Source organism: Paenibacillus sp. PCH8, from assembly GCF_002968835.1.
In the GTDB taxonomy this organism is placed as follows: domain Bacteria; phylum Bacillota; class Bacilli; order Paenibacillales; family Paenibacillaceae; genus Paenibacillus.
In genome coordinates, this window is record NZ_PKQK01000001.1 from 1,891,733 (window position 1) to 1,910,706 (window position 18,974).

Here is an 18,974-nt window from a genome sequence, read left to right on the forward strand (position 1 = left end):
CATGAATGCATCTGAAATCTTCTGGATTGTGCTTACCTGCATATTGGGTATACAGTTGCTGTTCGCTCTATGGAATGTCTCCTGTCTGCCCAAAGTGCGTTCATTTCGAGCAGACCGAATACAACCATCAGATCTGCTGGTCTCGGTGCTGATTCCAGCCAGAAATGAAAGACTACATATCGAAGGATGTCTGGAAAGTGTGCTCGGGAGCGATACATCGGGATTCCGGATGGAAGTGCTGGTGCTGGATGATCGCTCTGAAGATGAGACAGCGGCTATGGTCCAGGCGATTGCGGATCAGGATGCGCGTGTGCGTCTGCTGCATGGTGTTGATCTTCCTGAGGGCTGGATGGGGAAATCCCATGCGTGTCACAGACTGGTTCAGGAGGCCGAGGGAGAATGGTACATGTTCGTGGATGCGGATGTGCGTCTGGAGCCAAGTGCCATTCGGCAGACCCTTGCTTCAGGCTGTGAGCAACAAGGTGGTCTCGTAACCGGTTTTCCTTACCAAGTAACGAAGACGTGGATGGAGAAGCTTGTCGTGCCGATGATGGTCTTCACCATCATCAGTCATCTGCCCATTTTCATGATACGCAGATCATCCAGTCCGATGTTTGTGGCCGCTACGGGGGCTTTTTTGCTGATTCATCGCTCCAGTTACGAAGCATCTGGCGGTCATGCTGCCATTCAGTCGCATCTGGTCGATGACATGAGTCTCGCCAAAGCAGTCAAGCGTGCAGGTCATCCGGTGATGCTGACCGACGTGCATGACGTAACGAATACCCGCATGTATCAGAACGGTGCAGAAGTATGGAATGGATATAAGAAAAATATGTACGAAGGCATGGGGCGCAACGATGTGCTGTTGCTCGGCACGATGCTGTTGTATACGTTGATGTACATTGTGCCACCGCTGGGCTTGATTATCGGATTAGTCACTGGTAATTCGACGTTCATCCTATATGGACTGGTGGCGACGTTGCTTGGGATGGCTGTGAAAAGAGTAGCGGATCATGCTGGCGGTCAGCCATGGTGGCTTGCCCTTCTGCAACCGATCAGCATGGCCTGTGTGATTGCCATCGGGCTCGCTTCCTGGCAAGCAGGTCGCTACGGCAAAGGGTATGTATGGAAAGGTAGGCGGTACAGTTGAAGGGTAATGTAAAGGGGAATATGACTGGTGAATCGAACAGTAATCTGAAATGTGACGTTATCATTATCGGTGCAGGATTCGGCGGCTTGTCGTGTGCAATCCGTCTTGCTTCCGCTGGAGTCCGTGTGACTGTCCTGGAACGACAGGAACATGTGGGTGGCAAGCTTCAGCAGATCGAGCGGGACGGGTATCATTTTGACCGGGGACCAAGTACGATCACGATGCCATCCACCTTTCGTTCCGTCTTCGACCATGCGGGTGTAGTGATGGAAGATTACGTACAGCTGTATGAGTTAGAGCCGCGTACGCGTAATGTATTCGCAGATGGCACAGTGGTAGATTTGTCAGGCAATCGGGGGTGGATGAAGGAGCAGATCGCGGCGTACAGTCCGGAAGATGCGTCTCGTTATGATGCATTTATGGATGAGTCTGCTGCGCTGTATGCGGAAGCCAATCGTCATTTTCTCGGTAAGTTGCTGCTGTCTCCTTCTGACAAATACAATTTTCAGATGCTGCGCAGCCTGCTCCGCGTGCGGCCAACGGTGAAGCTGGATAAGCTGCTGCGTTCGTACTTCAAGCATCCCCACACACTCGCTATGTTCGGTCGGTACGCGACTTATGTGGGTTCATCACCATATCAGTCGCCATCCATCTTTGCCATGATGGGTCATGTGGAAGCAGAGATGGGCATCTACGGGGTCAAGGGTGGAACCTATCAACTGATCGAAGGAATGACTCGGCTGGCACAGGAAAAAGGCGTACAGATCATTACCGGCATAGAGGTCCGGCAGATTGTTGTCCGAAATGGCAAAGTGGCAGGCGTAGATACAGATCAAGGCTTCCGGGAAGCCGATCAGGTGGTTGCCAATGGAGATGTACTCAGTGTGAATCGACTGTTGCTTGCACCGGAGCATCGGAAAGAGATGAGCGATGCGCGCATACGGAAGTATGAGCCATCCATCTCGGGATTTGTGACGCTGGCGGGTGTGCGAAGGCAATATGATGCGCTATTGCACCATACGGTTTTCTTCCCGGAACGGTATGAACCGGAGTTCGACCATATTTTCCGTGACCGTCAAATGCCTGCCGATCCCACGATCTACATCTGTTATTCCGGTTATTCGGAAGAAGGTATGGCCCCGGCGGGAGCTAGTAACCTGTTCATTCTGGTCAATGCCCCCTACTTGTCGGATTCGTGGAATTGGGAGCAGCAGACGGAACGTTACGGAGCGTTTGTACTGGAACAGTTGGCAGCGCGGGGGATTACCGGGTTGAACCAATCCGATGTGCTGATCCGTTACACGCCGCGAGATATCGAAAGGGATACTTTGGCGCATCAAGGGTCGATCTACGGCATCTCGTCTAACTCAGTGAAGCAAACCTTCATGCGTCCGGGCAACCGAAGCAAAGATGTACAAGGACTCTGGTACGTCGGTGGTACCACGCATCCAGGCGGTGGAACCCCGATTGTAACGTTGTCCGGGCAGCTTGTTGGTGAGCAGTTGGCATCGGAAATCTTGAGATAGTTCGTTGGGCAGGAGATGGAGTGGGAGTGTATTCTGTTGATCGACACCTGTGTGTATCGTCCGTGCTAACCAGCTTTGAAGATGCGACAGAGGATCTGTGCTTTTGAGTAGGCATAAGATAGTGGTGCTCTGAGATTTAAGGGAGACTTTTGGTTTCGGGGCATCCTTTCCATAGCTGGATTGGAACGTTATACTGGATAGAGTTGAGCTGTAATGCATATTTAATAAATGTTGTGTCTTTTATACAAAAGACTTATATACATAAAGGCTAGGAACAGGCAGGTTATCCTGTCGATCCGCACGATTCTCACATAGGAGGTCTCATCATGAATGAACAAGAGCGAGCCGGCGAACGGCTGCTTCCCGAAGTGGCTACGGGAGAACGGAAGCTAGAGCACGTGCGCCTCTGTCTTGAGGAGAATGTGGCAGGAGAAGGGGTAACCAGCGGTATGGAGCGGTATGCGTTTCGTCATCACCCACTGCCGGAACTAGATTTTGAAGAGGTGCATCTGGAGACTTCCTTTATTGGCAAAAAAGTACGTACACCCTTGCTCATCAGTTCGATGACGGGTGGAAGCAAAACAACGGGCGCCATCAATGAGCGCCTCGCCCGAGTAGCGAACGCCAGAGGCTGGGCGCTTGGCGTAGGTTCGATCCGGGCTGCCGTGGAACAGCCGGAACTGGCGAGTACCTTCGATGTGCGGCGCTGGGCACCGGACATCCCGGTCATTGCCAACCTGGGCGCGGTGCAGCTGAACTATGGTTTCACCACGGCCGACTTCCAACGTGCAGTTGATATTGCGGGTGCGGACATGCTCGTGCTTCATCTGAACACGTTGCAGGAAGTCTTCCAGCCGGAAGGTAATACCAACTTCAGTGGATTATTTCAGCGGATTGAGAGCTTGTGTCGTGAGCTAGATGTACCTGTTGGTGTGAAAGAAGTAGGTTTTGGCATCGATGGCGTGACGGCAAAAGGGCTATATGAAGCGGGTGTCGCGTTCATCGATGTAGCCGGCGCTGGAGGTACAAGCTGGGTACAGGTGGAGAAGTACCGCAACAATAACCCGGTACGCCGGGCAGCTGCTGAAGCTTTTGCCGACTGGGGCATTCCCACAGCGGAGTGTATTCAGGAAGTACGAGCGCTGAACCCAGCGGGTGCCCTTATTGGCAGCGGTGGACTGTACACTGGCGTGGATGCGGCCAAAGCCCTCGCGCTCGGTGCGGATCTGGCTGGTTTTGGCCGATCTCTTCTCGAATCCGCGGTCGCTTCCGATGATGCACTGAATGAGCGATTGGAACAGGTCGAATTCGAGCTGCGTACAGTGATGTTTGGTATTGGCGCAGGGCGGATTGAGGATTTGAAGCAGACGTCACGTCTGGTGGAGGTGTAGACGTGGGGGAAATGAAGGTGCGAACCCCAAGCTCACATGATTTCCCTGGGGGATTCGCACCTCGAATTTTGTCGAGTACATCGTTTTCGTGACCTTTTGGCAACACTTGTGTTCGTTGAAGGATGTTTTTTATCACAAATGTTTCTATAATTTGGTGTAATGATTGAGCATACGTGATAATGTTTGAATTTGATGACGTTATTACGTGTGGTTTCGCTGTCGCACTCCGTATGGAGTGCGTGGATTGAAATATTTTATTGAATGCGTCCTGCATTGCGTTGTATTGGTCGCACTCCGTATGGAGTGCGTGGATTGAAATCTACATTACGGGTTGTTACTTCACCAGCAACTGTGTCGCACTCCGTATGGAGTGCGTGGATTGAAATCTACATTACGGGTTGTTACTTCACCAGCAACTGTTGTCGCACTCCGTATGGAGTGCGTGGATTGAAATAAAGGATGTCAGAGAAAGAAAAAATGAGTTCATGGTCGCACTCCGTATGGAGTGCGTGGATTGAAATTGCAGCGGCGTCCGATCGTCATATTCGCGTCCATGTCGCACTCCGTATGGAGTGCGTGGATTGAAATATGTTTAATAATTGGCATCTTGTATATCCTCCTATGTCGCACTCCGTATGGAGTGCGTGGATTGAAATTGGTGGTGGTGTAACTCCTCCTCCTCCGGTAAGCGAAGTCGCACTCCGTATGGAGTGCGTGGATTGAAATCCATCATAGGGAAAATGGAGGAAATAAGAATGATAGTCGCACTCCGTATGGAGTGCGTGGATTGAAATTTTAGTTCAGAACTATACATATCTTTTGTCATTTCGTCGCACTCCGTATGGAGTTCAACTTATCAAATCCTTAAAGCCCCTTATCTATTTCGTGCTTGTTTTAACATAACCAGAAGTCAGAAGTAAGCCAAACAAACCGTCCAAAGTAAAAATGGACGGTTTGTTTGTGTTTCTCTTTAAATGTGACATTTCGCTCCATTGACAATGCTCAGCCCAGTTTGTTTTTTTTACACCTTATCATCATCCGGTATGTACTCTAACACATCTGTAAGAGTATAGTCGTTTCCTGTCATTGCCCGTAGAGTGTTCACGATGTTATTTAAGGTATCTAAATCAAGCCTTTTCGTTTTTCCTTCGCACAAATCATATATAAGGTTCGGTCTTACTTTTGCTTCCCTGGCCAGTGCATTTTTAGTGACGCTGGCTGCATCTAAAGTGTCGCCCAATCTTATTTTTATAGACATAGCCAATTCCACCTTTCACTCTAATGATAACCTAACGTTAATTGGTTTGAAATAATCCCAGGCTGAGCATATCACAGGAAATGCAAGAGAGATGCTAGAGTCAATCGTGGACAGATTGAGTGGTATGGATGCGTTGACATTTCTCACGGATGTCTTATTGTGGACTCCCGACCGTGTCGATATGAATTTGATGCTTGATCGCATTCTACAAAATAAGGGCTCTCGCGCGCTCAACCAGGCTAACCTTTACAACTATTGAGCAACGCAGATCAGTGTTTTTAAGATAAAAGTAAATTATTTACAAGTAAATATTGATATTAAATTCAAAAATATAGTATTATTTAATTGACCATTGCTTAATTTTGCTTGGAAAGGTGGTGTACCTTTGAAATCAGTAGCCACAATACGTGATCATTTAGCAGATTATTTAAAAACGAACCATATGACACTCAATCAATTCTCTGAGATATCGGGAATTAACTCAGGGACGTTGAGTGGTACGCTGAACGGGCTGCGTCCGATTGGCATGCAGCAGTTGGATCGACTTACTGCCGGGATGGGTCTAACAGAGGGTTACTTCTATGAATTATACATACATGAGTGTTTTGTACATACAAGCCCGGATTGGCGAAGACTTGGGCCTTTTTTATACCGTTGTGCCGAACTCGGTAAGGTCGATTATATGGAAGAAGCCATTAATCTGATTATGGATAATATTTCCTATACACCGCTTTTGTTTGAGTTGGCTGAACAGTTATATCGTGAAGGGAGGCTTGAAGCGGCCAAGCCCCTGTACCTTTGTGTAGCCGAAGGCGAGAAAATGCAGCATTCAGAACGGTTGGCTCTAAGTCAGTATCGTTTGTTCACAATCGGACTTTCCAAGGATCAGTTGAGCAATCTTACACTTGCTACGCAGTTTGAGTTTTTTGTAGATCGGCTTGATGAGCCCTACCAGCTTGATGGATTGAACGATTTGATTAATGTGTATGCTTCGTTGCGTCGATGGGATAAGTTATTGGTATTGGGCGAAAAATTGAAATTAAAAGCAACTATTCATTATGAATCGCATGGCAATATCAAGCCGAAAGAAGTTAGAAAAGAGATAATATTTTATATTTTGTACTCCTATTTAGTGATGGGAAGTGCCTGTTTCTATCTAGAGAATTATAAAGCTGCTCTCGATTATGTCACACGGTATATTGAACATAGTTGGGTGGAATCCCCTAGTCATGCTGAACAAGTTGTGATTCAACAGTTTAAGGAGTGGGCTGAAGCGAATCGCTTTATGTATATGCTTAGAGATAAACAAGTACATGTGCTATCTGATTATCTGGAGTATATTTCAAACAAAGAAAATGAATTTTTTCCAGCAATATGTGAGATTTTAGTTGCGGCTAATGAGTTTGACTTGGATATTGATTGTGTACTTGTCCAATACGAATCACTGATACTGTATCAGGAACAGAGCAGTCGGATTGGAAAAATTAGCAGTCAACTTACAGGTGATCGCCACACACGTCTCTTAATGGAATTAAGCAAGTATTATTTAAACAAAAAAAACTATGATAAAGGCTTTAAAGCTTTATTGGACAGCTTGTTCTTTTCTCTCGAAATTAAAAGTGGGTTAACTATGCTTAAATGCGTCGGTATTTTTGAGAAATATCGTAGGTATGCATCTGATACAGTGACTTTGCAGTACCAAAATCTAATCGGTGAGGTGTCAAATCTCAATGAGAAAAAAATTAGTTTCGTTTATAGCGATCTGTAGCGTTGTCGTTGTACTGTCTGTTCCAGTAACAACTCAGGTAAATACTGGGCAACAACCAGCTGTGAAAATGACAACGAACAGTCACGGGCTTGGAAGTTAACCAGCATTTCTGAAAATACGCTTTTTGAATATGAGCTGCTCCCTCAAGTAGAATGGTGAATTGTCTACGTTGAAGGGAGCTTTTTCGTGTTGGAGTTCACTTGATTTCCTACTAATTAGCATAATGGACTAGAATATTACAACAGGGAGGAGTGCATATGGAATGTGGTGAGCTCAAATTGGAGATCGAAGCAGCGAGAAAAAAGCTCTATCAACTCAAGATGGACTATGGGGATCTGCTTCATCCTCATGTTATACAGCAATCTATAGTCCTGGATGATCTAATTAATCAATACAATCAGGTTAAAATAAAAAAGCCGATGGAATAATCCAATCGACTTTGGGCGAGAAACTTTGGCGGGTCGCTCGCCCCTGTATTTTAACATAAGTTCACGGTGCGAAGTATCGTTATTACATACATTCCTCTTTCACAGTTACATTCTCATTGGTTACGGTCACGTATGAATTGCCGAATAAGGATTCCGTATACCCGCATACCATCTCGTTATAGGTCTCTCCTCGACTGTCCGTAAACGTAAGGTAAACAGAGGATTCCCCGGAAATGTGTAGCTGTGGAGCGAATTTCACATTCTCACCGCTGGGGATACTTTTTTGTAATGTGTGTATGGAGCCGGGTTCGCTGGTGTTGAGTGCGTCGCCACCTGTAGTCAGGCTCGCTTGAATATTAGTGAGGTCATAGTCGGACTGATTGTGGATCGTGATCCTTAATTGGCGAAAGGGATCGATTGCATTCAGAAAGCTCATAAAAGCGACGATGCCTACCCCAAGGCCGATGGCGGACAGGATAATGATTATACTTTTGGAGTGAGTGCGACGGGTGTTCAATATGATCTACTCCTTTCCTTCATGAGGTATAAACGTAGGGAAGAGATCAAAAGTTATAAACAAAAAAACAAAACAAAACAAAATGGATATTAGAAAACTTGAATTAACATCGTCGGGGTTTATATCATGCGCTCAGCAAGATAACAAGATATAATACGATATAGTAGTGCAAAAAAAATTGCACAGAGATCATACATAGACCGACCACTCGAATAAGGAGGGGAACAGCATGAAACTGTCTCCAATGAATCAGGAAGATTATGCGAGTTTTCGCATTCGCTCGATTAAGGATTTTGCAGAGGAAAAAGTAGAAGCGGGCACTTGGGCGGAGGAAGAGGCGCAGCAAATGGCGGAGGAATCCTATGAACGTTATCTGCCTGAAGGCTTGAATACACCTGGTGCGTATCTCTACAATCTGGTGCATCCGGTGGACGGAAATGTGGGATATATCTGGTTTAATATTACGGATAACCGCCGAGGTAAAGATGCATTTTTGCTCGATATCGTGGTAGAAGAAGCACATCGCGGCAAAGGTTACGGCACGCAGACGATGGAGGCGCTTGAGCTGACAGCACTAAGTCTCGGGGTAGATCGCATTGGCTTGCATGTGTTTGGACATAATGTGCGGGCGAGCAGCCTGTACCGCAAGATGGGATATGAGGTAACGGATCTGACGATGTACAAGGAAATCAAAGAGTAAACCTAATCGGCGAACTTCCTTGATGCCTAGGGGTTTGTCATATATAATGGTTAGGATTATCCATACCGAACAAGTAATGAATGAGGAGTTGTCATATACATGGCTTTGAAAGCAGGAATTGTAGGACTTCCGAACGTCGGAAAATCTACGTTGTTTAACGCAATTACACAAGCAGGCGCCGAGTCGGCCAACTATCCGTTCTGTACGATTGACCCTAACGTAGGGATCGTTGAAGTACCGGACGAGCGTTTGGATAAATTGACAGAACTCGTTGTGCCTAAGAAAACGGTACCCACAGCGTTTGAATTTGTAGATATCGCAGGTCTTGTTCGTGGTGCGAGCAAAGGCGAAGGTCTGGGTAACAAGTTTCTTGCCCACATTCGTGAAGTAGACGCCATTGTACACGTCGTGCGTTGCTTTGTAGACGATAACATCACACACGTAGACGGTAAAATTGACCCGGTGAGCGACATCCAGACGATTAATCTGGAGCTGATCCTGGCAGATATCGAGAGCGTGGAGAAAAAAATCGATCGCTCCCGGAAAAACCTGAAGGGCGGCAACAAGCAGTCTGCTCAGGAAGTGGAAGTACTGGAGAGAGTGAAAGCTGTTCTATATGAAGATAAGCCTGCACGGAGCATGGAACTTACAGATGATGAGCGTCAGATCGTACGCGATCTGCACTTGCTTACGCTGAAACCTGTTCTGTACGCAGCCAATGTAGCTGAGGACGAAATCGGCGATGTGGCGAATAATGCTTATGTGCAAAAAGTAAGAGAATTCGCAGCTGCTGAGAATGCAGAAGTGGTGCCAATCAGTGCGAAGGTCGAAGAAGAGATCTCCGAGCTGGAAGGCGAAGATAAGCAAATGTTCCTGGAAGAACTCGGTATCGAGGATTCCGGTCTGAACCTGTTGATTAAAGCGGCTTACAAATTGCTGGGTCTGTACACGTACTTCACAGCTGGCGTACAGGAAGTTCGTGCTTGGACGATCCGTAAGGGTACGAAAGCGCCTGGCGCAGCGGGTGTCATTCACACAGACTTCGAGCGTGGATTCATCCGGGCAGAGGTTGTTTCCTATAATGATTTGGTTGCTGCTGGTTCCATGAACGGTGCCAAAGAACGTGGACAACTTCGCCTTGAAGGTAAAGAGTATGTTGTCAATGACGGCGACGTGATGCACTTCCGTTTCAACGTATAGACTCTAAAGATATGTAGAACTAAATCAAACCCCTATCATCTTCTGGATAAAAGATGGTAGGGGTTTTTGGTATGTGTCGATGTAGCAAGGGTTGAGGTTCGATTCGATCGATTCAATTTTGATTTAGGTGACTGGCCTATGCATACTAGGCTTTCGGCATTTGGCTCTCGTCCATGTACAACAGATTCCAGCGGTGACCGTCCAGATCGGCAAAGCCTGCACCGTACATCCAGCCATCGGTTTCACTTGGCTTGCCAAAGATGCTTCCCCCGGCAAGTTCAACTTTTTGAATAAAGGTATCTACGTCTTCCCTGCTCTCGGTGCCAATAGAGAGAATGACTTCTGCGCTATGGGACGTATCAGTGATTTTGGCCCCGGTGAATTGCTCAAACGTGGCATCCGGGAAGAGCAGAATGGTGGTTTGGTCGATGGTAAGCTTGGCTCTCACGCTACCGACATTCTCTGCAGGGAATCCAATTTCATTGAAAAAAGTGGATGATCTCACAACATCTTTGACGGGCAAGTTAATCCATATATTCTGTGACATGGGCGTAGCCTCCTGAATTCTAATGTTGAATACGTTTACTATACCCTACTTCTGGCAACAGAAGCCGATTATGTATAAGAAACGGTTAGTGAAGGTCAACAGAGAAAAATTAGTTCATCTGACAGCCGAATGGTTACTATTCATAACCGTAAGAATATGCTATAATTAAGAGTCGTATACCCACGATTGGTTTTGTGTTCGATCCAATGAGCTGAAGCGAGTTTTCATAAAGGGTACGCGATTTCTTCATATCACTTTAAAAGTAAAGGATTTGATGACGTTGTAGCGATGTTATACGTCGATCATACTGGAATGTGAATACATGCTGCGGTCAGGGAATTCGATGAGAATTCTGTGCGTTGTGAAATATAGATTATAGATGTGATGAATATGGAATCGGAATAATGATGTAAGACGATAAGCGAATAAAACAAAATAAAGCATGAGGTGACTATACATGTTGGATAAATTACAGGCGTTAGCCGACCGTTATGACAAACTGAGCGAGCTTTTGTGTGACCCGGATGTGGCAAGTGACAACAAAAAGCTGCGGGAATATTCCAAAGAACAATCGGATCTGCAACCGACGTATGAAGCGTACAATGAGTACAAACAGGTAAAACAGGATCTCGAAGCTGCCAAAGAAATGCAGGCTGAGAAGCTGGATGACGAGATGCGCGAAATGGTCAAAATGGAAATTGACGAATTGAGCACTCGGCAGAAAGAACTGGACGAATTGATTCGTGTGCTTATGCTGCCGAAAGATCCGAATGACGACAAGAACGTCATCGTTGAGATTCGCGGAGCAGCTGGTGGAGATGAAGCAGCATTATTTGCAGCTGATCTATACCGGATGTACACTCGTTATGCAGATCAACAAGGCTGGCGCGTAGAGCTGATGGACGTTAACACCAATGATCTCGGTGGATTCAAAGAGGTTGTGTTCATGATCAACGGACGCGGTGCCTACAGCAAAATGAAATATGAGAGCGGCGCACACCGTGTGCAACGTATCCCAACAACCGAATCCGGTGGACGGATTCATACGTCAACTTCAACGGTTGCCGTTATGCCGGAAGCCGAAGATTTTGATATTGAAATTCATGATAAAGACATTCGTGTCGACACGTTCTGCTCCAGTGGTGCCGGCGGACAGTCCGTTAATACCACGAAATCGGCTGTACGTGTAACACACGTTCCAACTGGAATCGTTGCAACGTGTCAGGATGGTAAATCCCAGAACTCGAATAAGGATAAAGCGTTGCAAGTTCTGCGTACGCGTATCTTCGATATGAAGCGTCAGGAAGAAGAAGCGAAGATTTCGATTGAGCGTAAGAGCAAAGTCGGTACAGGTGACCGCAGTGAGCGGATTCGTACGTATAACTTTCCGCAAAGCCGTGTGACCGATCACCGGATTGGTCTGACGATGCACAAGCTGGATCAGATCATGAACGGAGAGATTGAAGATATCTTGTCTGCACTGACGATTGCGCAGCAGACCGAGATGATGGATAGAGGAGAATAATCTGTGACCCGTGCGCAGTTTGTCATGACGCCGGAACAGAGCTGTCGGGAAGCCTTCGTGGAGGCTTCCTCTTTTTTGGAGAAGTGCGGCGTGTACGAGCCGCAGAACAATGCCCGGCTGCTGCTGGAACATGTACTCGGCGTCTATAGTGCCGCGTACTACATGATGCAGCCGGAGCCTTTTCCCAGCGAGCATCGCAGCCGCTGGGAGGACGCCGTCACGCGCAAGGCAGCGGGTGAGCCGGCGCAATACATTATCGGCAGCCAAGAATTCTATGGGCTGCCGTTCGAGGTCACGCCGGCCGTGCTGATTCCGCGGCCGGAGACCGAGCTGTTGGTCGAAGCTGTGCTGCGGGCAGCCGACCGCGTGTTTCCTGACGGCGCTCCGCTCGCCGTCGATATTGGCACGGGCAGTGGCGCCATCGCGGTGACGATGGCTTCACTTCGCCCGCAATGGCAGGTCGGCGCCGGGGATCTCTCGGCGGCTGCCCTGCAAGTGGCCGCGCGGAACGCGGCCGCGAACGGCGTACAGATCGACTTCCGTGAAGGTGATCTGCTGGCACCGTTCGCCGGGCACGGGTGGACATCCTGGTGTCCAACCCGCCTTACATCCCGGCGGCGGATATCGCCGGGTTGCAGCAAGAGGTGCGCGATCATGAGCCGCGCATGGCACTGGACGGCGGTCCGGACGGTCTTGCACCGTACCGGGTCATGCTGGAGCAGCTCTCGCTGCTGCCTGCGCCGCCGCAGATCATTGGTTTTGAACTGGGTCAAGGGCAGGCTCGCGACATTGCGGCTCTGCTTGAATCGGCAGGACATTGGCCGGAGATTATCATTGTGCCGGACCTAGCCGGGATTGAGCGGCATGTCCTGGGTGTTTGTACTTCGGAGGAGCAAGTGACGATACTGTAAGATTCCGTGGGTTTTCTTTTTGCCGTGAAATCCTCTACAATGAGATGTACCGAAGATTTCTGAATGCTTGGGGGAACATAATTACATGCTGCACAAATTCAAAAAGATAGACTATTCTATTGTTTTTATACTTGTGATTCTGATGGGTATCAGTATTTTGTCGATTTACAGTACAACGTTTGGTCGTCCGAAGCTGGAGGGGCTCCCGAAAAGCGCAGTGATCTTTTACATCTTGGGCTTCGTGGCCTTTTTTGGAATGTCGATGATTAATTATAAATTCATTATCAAAAATTATTTATATATTTATGGCGTGGGTATGCTGCTGCTCATTTTCGTTATGTTCTTTGGTAAAGAGTACTATGGGGCGAAAGGCTGGCTGTCCATATTCGGAGTGAGTTTGCAACCTGCTGAGTTGTTCAAGCTGTGTCTGATTGTATTTTTATCGGCCTTTTTGGCTCGAAAGAAGAATCGTCCGCTCTATTTCGGACGTGACGTTATTCCGATCTCACTTTGTGTTCTGCCGCCGTTGCTACTTGTATTACTGCAAAATGACTTAGGAAATGCGTTAAGCTATGTTGTCATTCTTGTGGGATTATTATGGATTGGCAATATCAAATTTACGCATGCCCTTATTGGTTTTATGATTGCTGTGGCTGCTTTTATCGGGGGCACACAGGCTTATGTTCATTATCATGATGAGGTCGTTAAATTCCTGAAGGACGTTGGACGTTCACACTGGGCAGATCGCTTCGATCCTTGGCTCGTGCCGGAACTGACCTCAAGAGATGTGCTGTGGCAGACGTATAATGCGAAACTTGCGATTGGTTCTGGAGGCATTACGGGCAAAGGGTATTTGGAAGGTACGACGATTCAGTCTAATCGAGTGCCGCTGGCGTATGCTGACTCGATCTTTGTACAGATTGGGGAGGAATTCGGCTTCATCGGTGCCTCCGTATTGCTGCTACTGTACTTTATCCTTATTCACAGGTTGGTATTAATTGCACTGGAGTGCAAGGATCGTGCCGGGCCTTATCTCATTGTAGGGATTATAGCCATGTTGCTCTACCAGATCTTTGTTAATATTGGTCCATTCATCGGACTAATGCCACTGACAGGGATTACGTTGCCGTTTATCAGTTCGGGCGGTACCTCACTGATGTTGAACATGATTAGTATGGGGATCGTAATGAGTATCAAGGTGCATACGGAAGACAATGAAGATATTCTCGGTTCCACGGAACAACCAGGGATTACCGATCTGGTGATGAAGTTATTCAAAAGAAAACCGTCGCAGCAGGAGCAATAAAAATCCTGCAAGTGGACGAAAGAATATAGGTTAAAGTGTACAAGTAGAATAGTGTACCCCGGAATAGTCAAATCCAAGTTATATGGATCTGACGGTTTCGGGGTTTTTGTTATATATATCCTAATAAAACCTTGGATTCTGAACTTTTAGGGATTCAGATTTCCATTTCATCACCCAATTTTATACAATGGTAATATTGAGTTTAATTGGAAATGATATAATGATAGATTCAGGGGGATGGACGGAGTCATGCTGAGAATGTTGAAGAAGATAGACGGTGTAATTCTTTTTGTACTGCTTCTCTTAATGATCATTAGTGTATTTGCCATCTATAGCGGGACACAGACGGATTCCAATTTGGCTAATCATCATGTGAAGACGCTGTATTTCTACGCAGCCGGATTCATTGCGGTGCTCGTCATCGGCCTTGTGAACTACAAACTGTATGTGAAATATGCGTTTTTTGTGTATGGCGTGGGAATCATTTTTCTGATCCTAGCCAATGTCCTGGGTAGTTCGATTAATAATGCGAATGGCTGGCTGAAGCTGAGCGAGAGTTTTTCTTTTCAACCGGCAGAGTTGTTCAAGATGATTCTGATTCTGTTTCTTGCTCATTTAATTGTGAAAAGGCAACGAAGCACGCTGGAATTTTGGAGAGATATCGTCCCGATCGGTTGTTGGGCGTTTATCCCTTTTGCACTCGTTATGGCTCAGAATGATTTGGGTAATGCGCTGGGGTATGTCGTGATTCTGGCTGCGGTGTTCTGGATCGGGAATATCAAGCTCAAGCATGCGTTAATTGCGCTAGCCATCGTAGGAATAACCTTTTTTGGCTTCGTGAAAGCGTATACGTTCTACCACAACGAAGTATTTGCCTTTCTAGAAAAGGTAGGACGGGAACATTGGGCGGAGCGAATTGATCCCTGGCTTGTACCGGAAAAGGCAACATCCAAGGCTACCTGGCATACGAAGAATGCAGGTTTGGCTATCGGATCAGGGGGGATCATCGGCAAAGGGTATATGCAAGGCACATCCGTTCAGAGTGGACGGGTACCTTATACCTATTCCGATTCTATTTTCGTTGTGATTGCTGAGGAATTTGGCTTTGTCGGTGCTTCGATCCTGATCCTGCTGTACTTTATCCTCATCCACCGTATGGTGCTGATTGCTTTGGCTTGCAGAGATCGCGCTGGACCGATCATCATTGTAGGCATTATCGGTATGCTGTTATACCAGGTATTCGAGAACGTTGGGGCTTTTCTGGGACTGATGCCGCTCACGGGGATTACGCTTCCGTTTATCAGTTACGGTGGGACTTCTCTGCTCATTAATATGGCTTGTATTGGGTTAGTCATGAGCATTAAACTGTATGGGCAGGAAGAGGAAGATGAGCCTCTACTGGGTGAACAACAACTCCGGTTATCGGAACGGTTATGGAATAGGTTTAAGAAAGAGAAAAGTGCCATGTAGCTGCTGAGCTGATCTGCGTGGATTCTGGTGTGTATGGTCGTTAGAGGTGTAACGAGAGTTTCCATATCCATATAAAATGAAGCAAGGTTGATGTGCCCTGTTATCAGGTGTAGATCAACCTTTTTTCGTGACTGTTAAGCGAACCCTAATGAGAGGCTGAGTGAAATTGCAATTAGGGAATCTACTTCGTAGATTTATTGCAAATGCTAGGTTTACTTCTATCTCTCCCGGGCATACTGATAGACATGAGAGAGTTGCAGGGAATCGTGACCAGAAGCCGAGGGGGAGAACGGAATGAACAGACGAATTGTGAAGCAAATGGGACTTATAATGGTATGTCTTATGATGATGATCATGATGTGGGAAGGTCAGAAAACGGATGCAGCTGTGGCCGCCGCAGCGATTCCGGAACAGTCCATTCGTCTGCGGATTCTCGCTAACTCGGATGCGCCGGGGGATCAGTTGGTCAAGCGTGAGATTCGGGATGCGGTCGTAGCCCAGATGGGAGAGTGGGTCGGTGAGCTGGAAGATCCGCAAAGTCTGGATGAAGCGCGCCAAATCATTCGTGAGCATATGTCCGAGATCGAGGATCGGGTGGGAGAAGAACTAGTCAGTCGTGGCTTGGATTATACATATCAGGTAGAGCTAGGATCTGTTCCGTTTCCTACCAAACTATATGGCGGTACCGTATACCCTGCCGGAGATTATGAAGCGGTCCGAATCACGCTGGGAGAGGGGAAGGGTCAGAACTGGTGGTGTGTGTTGTTCCCTCCATTGTGCTTCATTGATGCAGGTACTGGGGATGCGCTGGCGAAACCTTCAACGGTATATGCCGCAGCCGCCGAGCCTGGAGACACCGAAGCATCTGTACAGGGTGGGACACCTGAAGCGAGATTCTTCCTGTGGGATATGGCAGTGAAACTGTGGAGTTGGGTGACTGGTTTATTCACATAACAGAGGGTTACTGATACAAATGAGGGCGGCTTCGATTGGTGAAGTTGTCCTTTTCGCATACATGAGCGACATCGTTGCTGTGAGGCTATCGGTGGATGGGAAGTGCGGAAGGCATCCTGGAGCGGGGTAGATATGATATAATTACTTTTATGAAACGTGAATAGGAAACAAAACAAACATAGGCATGCCTGCGGCTGTAGATATGATTTTGTATGTAGACCAGGTGTGGACCAACCAACTTACATGAAGTTTAGGAATGATGGATATATGAGCAGAGAGAACGAATTAACTCAATCTACCTCAGCGATGGGGCAGGGCAGAGAAGTCTGTGATACACAAGCTCCGATCGAGGTGGTTACCGCCAACTGGGATGTACGTGTGTTGGTATCCGCGGAGAAGAATCAAGAAATGGGTAATATTTCATTGGATGTGAAAAAGGAGAGCGCCCATCAACAGGCGCTCATTGACTTGCAGGCAGCCGCAGCCTGCATTCGTCAAGGTCAGACGGTGGCTTTTCCGACCGAGACGGTCTATGGCCTGGGTGCAGATGCGCGCAGCACGGCAGCCGTGGAGGCGGTATTTGTTGCCAAAGGCCGACCTTCCGATAATCCACTGATTGTGCATATCGCGCACCGTGACCAGTTAGATGCACTGGTCACGGAAGTGAACGGAGCGGCCGAAGCGCTGATGGCGGCCTTCTGGCCGGGACCGCTGACGCTCGTGCTGCCGGTTAGGCCGGGGGCGGTGTCTCCGCGTGTCACCGCCGGGCTGGACACGGTGGCCGTGCGCATGCCGGACCATCCGGTGGCCTTGCAGTTGATCGCTGCGGCTGCATGCCCTGTGGCTGCGCCAAGCGCCAACCGCTCCGGGCGGCCAAGCCCGACACTCGCAGCGCATGTGCGCGAGGATCTGGCGGGCCGCATCGGCGGCATCGTGGACGGCGGCCCCACCGGGGTGGGCGTCGAGTCCACGGTTGTGCAGGTCGGTGACGACGGTACCGTCACCATCCTGCGCCCTGGCGGCATTACGGCGGAACAGTTGTCCGCCGTTGCCGCCCGTGTCGCCACGGACCCCGCGCTACTCGCGGAGGGGGCCGATGGCGTGGGCAGCCCGGCGCCGCGCTCGCCGGGCATGAAGTACACGCACTACGCACCCGCAGGGGCGCTGTGCGTGGTAGAGGGGCCGCCCGCTGCGGTGGCGGCCTGGATCAGCGCCGCCCTCGCAGAGGCGGCGCAGCGCGGAGAGCGCACCGCGGTGCTGGCGTTCGCCGAGCACGCGGAGCAGTACCGCGCCGATGCCGTGTTCTCGCTGGGCGATGCCAGCGAGCTGGAAGAAGCAGCGCGCCGGCTATACGCCGCGCTGCGCAGCTGCGATGAGCAAGGCGCCACATATATTGTGGCGGAAGCCTGCTCACGCGAAGGTCTGGGAGCAGCCGTCATGAATCGGCTGCTCAAAGCTGCGGGTAACCAACTCATACAAGTTGGCGACCCGCCCCTCTCATAACCTCTCCTGATCATTCTTCAGGAGAGTAATGCACTCTTTTCCTAAGCAAATTCATAACCACCATAAGCACCTGCACACCAATCTTGCCTCATGCACCATGATATCGAACAGATCCGTTACCGTTTACCCCTCATCGGTCATGTTTAACTCCTTGTCCGCATATCGTGTACAAGAACCTTTACGTGACTTGGGGGTATGGGGATGTGGGATGTGTCTGCCCATGTAGGGCAGTTGGTAACCATTTTGATTATGGCTGTTGCGCTTGGACTCGACGCGTTCTCGCTCGGGATCGGCATTGGCATGAAAGGCATTCGGCTTCGGGATGTCCTCCGGATCAGTACAGTCACGGCGCTGTTTCATATCATCATGCCGCTCATCGGAATGTATATGGGCAAATACGTCAGCTCACTGCTGGGTGACATTACGACCTATGCGGCAGGTGGATTACTTATTCTGCTGGGTGGTCATATGATTCTGAACGCATTCCGTGAAGGGGATACGAGGCTGGTGGATCACCGTTCACTGCTCGGGTTATTTTGTTCTCGCTCAGTGTGAGTGTGGATTCGTTTTCCGTTGGTGTGTCACTCGGCATGTTCAGCAGTGATCTGGTGCTGACTGTGCTTGCCTTTGGTGTGTGCGGCGGAGTGATGTCGGTGATGGGTCTGTTATTAGGTCGCCGGGTGAGCCAGAATCTTGGTGATTATGGTGAAGCCCTTGGTGGGGCGATCTTGCTTGCATTTGGACTTTTGTTTATATTTTAAAATAAAACATTAGAAATCATATCATTCGACAATATATGCAAAATGGGGAGGCTAACACA

General features: G+C 48.4%; 15 protein-coding genes, 2 pseudogenes and 1 CRISPR repeat array. Of the genes and pseudogenes, 14 read left to right on the forward strand and 3 right to left on the reverse strand.

Features of this window, described 5'->3' with window-relative positions; all coding sequences use genetic code 11:
* Position 1: 1 nt before the first annotated feature.
* The 3 genes from C0Q44_RS08200 (at position 2) to fni (ending at position 4,067) form a co-directional block, all read left to right on the forward strand.
* Positions 2-1,150: a glycosyltransferase family 2 protein gene (locus C0Q44_RS08200; RefSeq protein ID WP_105406825.1), complete on the forward strand. Its 1,149-nt coding sequence runs from the start codon at positions 2-4 to the stop codon at positions 1,148-1,150.
* 20 nt (positions 1,151-1,170) lie between these two features.
* Entirely contained in the window at positions 1,171-2,676 is a 1,506-nt protein-coding gene (locus C0Q44_RS08205) for a phytoene desaturase family protein (protein ID WP_181150979.1), read from the forward strand.
* A gap of 326 nt (positions 2,677-3,002) precedes the next feature.
* Positions 3,003-4,067, forward strand: a complete 1,065-nt coding sequence (fni, locus tag C0Q44_RS08210; protein ID WP_105406826.1) for a type 2 isopentenyl-diphosphate Delta-isomerase — start codon at positions 3,003-3,005, stop codon at positions 4,065-4,067.
* Positions 4,068-4,285: 218 nt separating this feature from the next.
* Positions 4,286-4,861: direct repeats of the CRISPR family, unit length 33 nt; unit sequence GTCGCACTCCGTATGGAGTGCGTGGATTGAAAT.
* 227 nt (positions 4,862-5,088) lie between these two features.
* Here fni and C0Q44_RS08215 read toward each other — a convergent pair.
* Entirely contained in the window at positions 5,089-5,325 is a 237-nt protein-coding gene (locus C0Q44_RS08215) for a helix-turn-helix domain-containing protein (RefSeq protein WP_105406827.1), read from the reverse strand.
* Positions 5,326-5,710: 385 nt separating this feature from the next.
* Here C0Q44_RS08215 and C0Q44_RS08220 point away from each other — a divergent pair, with 385 nt between their 5' ends.
* Both C0Q44_RS08220 and C0Q44_RS08225 read left to right on the forward strand, forming a co-directional pair.
* Complete coding sequence (locus tag C0Q44_RS08220; RefSeq protein WP_105406828.1) at positions 5,711-7,093, forward strand: transcriptional regulator; 1,383 nt, start codon at positions 5,711-5,713, stop codon at positions 7,091-7,093.
* 257 nt (positions 7,094-7,350) lie between these two features.
* A complete protein-coding gene (locus tag C0Q44_RS08225) occupies positions 7,351-7,521 on the forward strand; it encodes an aspartyl-phosphate phosphatase Spo0E family protein (protein WP_105406829.1) in 171 nt (56 codons plus the stop codon).
* 82 nt (positions 7,522-7,603) lie between these two features.
* Here C0Q44_RS08225 and C0Q44_RS08230 read toward each other — a convergent pair whose 3' ends face one another.
* The gene (locus C0Q44_RS08230; RefSeq protein WP_105406830.1) at positions 7,604-8,038 is read right to left on the reverse strand and encodes a hypothetical protein; all 435 of its coding nucleotides are present in this window, start codon (positions 8,036-8,038) and stop codon (positions 7,604-7,606) included.
* 229 nt (positions 8,039-8,267) lie between these two features.
* Here C0Q44_RS08230 and C0Q44_RS08235 point away from each other — a divergent pair, with 229 nt between their 5' ends.
* A complete protein-coding gene (locus C0Q44_RS08235; RefSeq protein WP_105406831.1) occupies positions 8,268-8,738 on the forward strand; it encodes a GNAT family N-acetyltransferase in 471 nt (156 codons plus the stop codon).
* Between the two features lie 99 nt (positions 8,739-8,837).
* Positions 8,838-9,938, forward strand: a complete 1,101-nt coding sequence (gene ychF, locus C0Q44_RS08240; RefSeq protein WP_105406832.1) for a redox-regulated ATPase YchF — start codon at positions 8,838-8,840, stop codon at positions 9,936-9,938.
* A 145-nt stretch (positions 9,939-10,083) separates the two neighbouring features.
* Here the strand turns inward: ychF and C0Q44_RS08245 are convergent, their stop codons facing one another.
* Positions 10,084-10,485, reverse strand: coding sequence for a VOC family protein (locus C0Q44_RS08245; RefSeq protein ID WP_105406833.1), 402 nt, complete (start codon positions 10,483-10,485; stop codon positions 10,084-10,086).
* A gap of 457 nt (positions 10,486-10,942) precedes the next feature.
* On the opposite strand from C0Q44_RS08245, the gene prfA reads away from it, so the two are divergent.
* The 7 genes and pseudogenes from prfA to C0Q44_RS08280 all read left to right on the forward strand — a co-directional run bounded on the left by prfA (position 10,943) and on the right by C0Q44_RS08280 (position 18,915).
* Complete coding sequence (gene prfA, locus C0Q44_RS08250; RefSeq protein WP_105406834.1) at positions 10,943-12,010, forward strand: peptide chain release factor 1; 1,068 nt, start codon at positions 10,943-10,945, stop codon at positions 12,008-12,010.
* A 24-nt stretch (positions 12,011-12,034) separates the two neighbouring features.
* Positions 12,035-12,921: pseudogene (gene prmC, locus C0Q44_RS08255) on the forward strand (peptide chain release factor N(5)-glutamine methyltransferase).
* Between the two features lie 85 nt (positions 12,922-13,006).
* Positions 13,007-14,227 (forward strand): FtsW/RodA/SpoVE family cell cycle protein, encoded by a 1,221-nt coding sequence (locus tag C0Q44_RS08260; RefSeq protein ID WP_105406835.1) that lies wholly within the window; start codon positions 13,007-13,009, stop codon positions 14,225-14,227.
* Between the two features lie 249 nt (positions 14,228-14,476).
* Positions 14,477-15,697: an FtsW/RodA/SpoVE family cell cycle protein gene (locus C0Q44_RS08265; protein WP_105406836.1), complete on the forward strand. Its 1,221-nt coding sequence runs from the start codon at positions 14,477-14,479 to the stop codon at positions 15,695-15,697.
* A gap of 294 nt (positions 15,698-15,991) precedes the next feature.
* Positions 15,992-16,651, forward strand: a complete 660-nt coding sequence (gene spoIIR / locus C0Q44_RS08270) for a stage II sporulation protein R (RefSeq protein WP_105406837.1) — start codon at positions 15,992-15,994, stop codon at positions 16,649-16,651.
* A gap of 306 nt (positions 16,652-16,957) precedes the next feature.
* Complete coding sequence (locus C0Q44_RS08275; protein ID WP_374955094.1) at positions 16,958-18,154, forward strand: L-threonylcarbamoyladenylate synthase; 1,197 nt, start codon at positions 16,958-16,960, stop codon at positions 18,152-18,154.
* Between the two features lie 201 nt (positions 18,155-18,355).
* Positions 18,356-18,915: pseudogene (locus tag C0Q44_RS08280) on the forward strand (manganese efflux pump MntP).
* The last annotated feature ends 59 nt before the right edge of the window (positions 18,916-18,974 follow it).

Bases quoted from the DNA above. Each gene is read 5' to 3' on its own strand.
- C0Q44_RS08200 (WP_105406825.1), top strand. From the start codon at position 2: ATGAATGCATCTGAAATCTTCTGGATTGTGCTTACCTGCATATTGGGT.
- C0Q44_RS08205 (WP_181150979.1), top strand. From the start codon at position 1,171: ATGACTGGTGAATCGAACAGTAATCTGAAATGTGACGTTATCATTATC.
- fni (WP_105406826.1), top strand. From the start codon at position 3,003: ATGAATGAACAAGAGCGAGCCGGCGAACGGCTGCTTCCCGAAGTGGCT.
- C0Q44_RS08215 (WP_105406827.1), bottom strand. From the start codon at position 5,325: ATGTCTATAAAAATAAGATTGGGCGACACTTTAGATGCAGCCAGCGTC.
- C0Q44_RS08225 (WP_105406829.1), top strand. From the start codon at position 7,351: ATGGAATGTGGTGAGCTCAAATTGGAGATCGAAGCAGCGAGAAAAAAG.
- C0Q44_RS08235 (WP_105406831.1), top strand. From the start codon at position 8,268: ATGAAACTGTCTCCAATGAATCAGGAAGATTATGCGAGTTTTCGCATT.
- ychF (WP_105406832.1), top strand. From the start codon at position 8,838: ATGGCTTTGAAAGCAGGAATTGTAGGACTTCCGAACGTCGGAAAATCT.
- C0Q44_RS08245 (WP_105406833.1), bottom strand. From the start codon at position 10,485: ATGTCACAGAATATATGGATTAACTTGCCCGTCAAAGATGTTGTGAGA.
- prfA (WP_105406834.1), top strand. From the start codon at position 10,943: ATGTTGGATAAATTACAGGCGTTAGCCGACCGTTATGACAAACTGAGC.
- C0Q44_RS08260 (WP_105406835.1), top strand. From the start codon at position 13,007: ATGCTGCACAAATTCAAAAAGATAGACTATTCTATTGTTTTTATACTT.
- C0Q44_RS08265 (WP_105406836.1), top strand. From the start codon at position 14,477: ATGCTGAGAATGTTGAAGAAGATAGACGGTGTAATTCTTTTTGTACTG.
- spoIIR (WP_105406837.1), top strand. From the start codon at position 15,992: ATGAACAGACGAATTGTGAAGCAAATGGGACTTATAATGGTATGTCTT.
- C0Q44_RS08275 (WP_374955094.1), top strand. From the start codon at position 16,958: ATGGGGCAGGGCAGAGAAGTCTGTGATACACAAGCTCCGATCGAGGTG.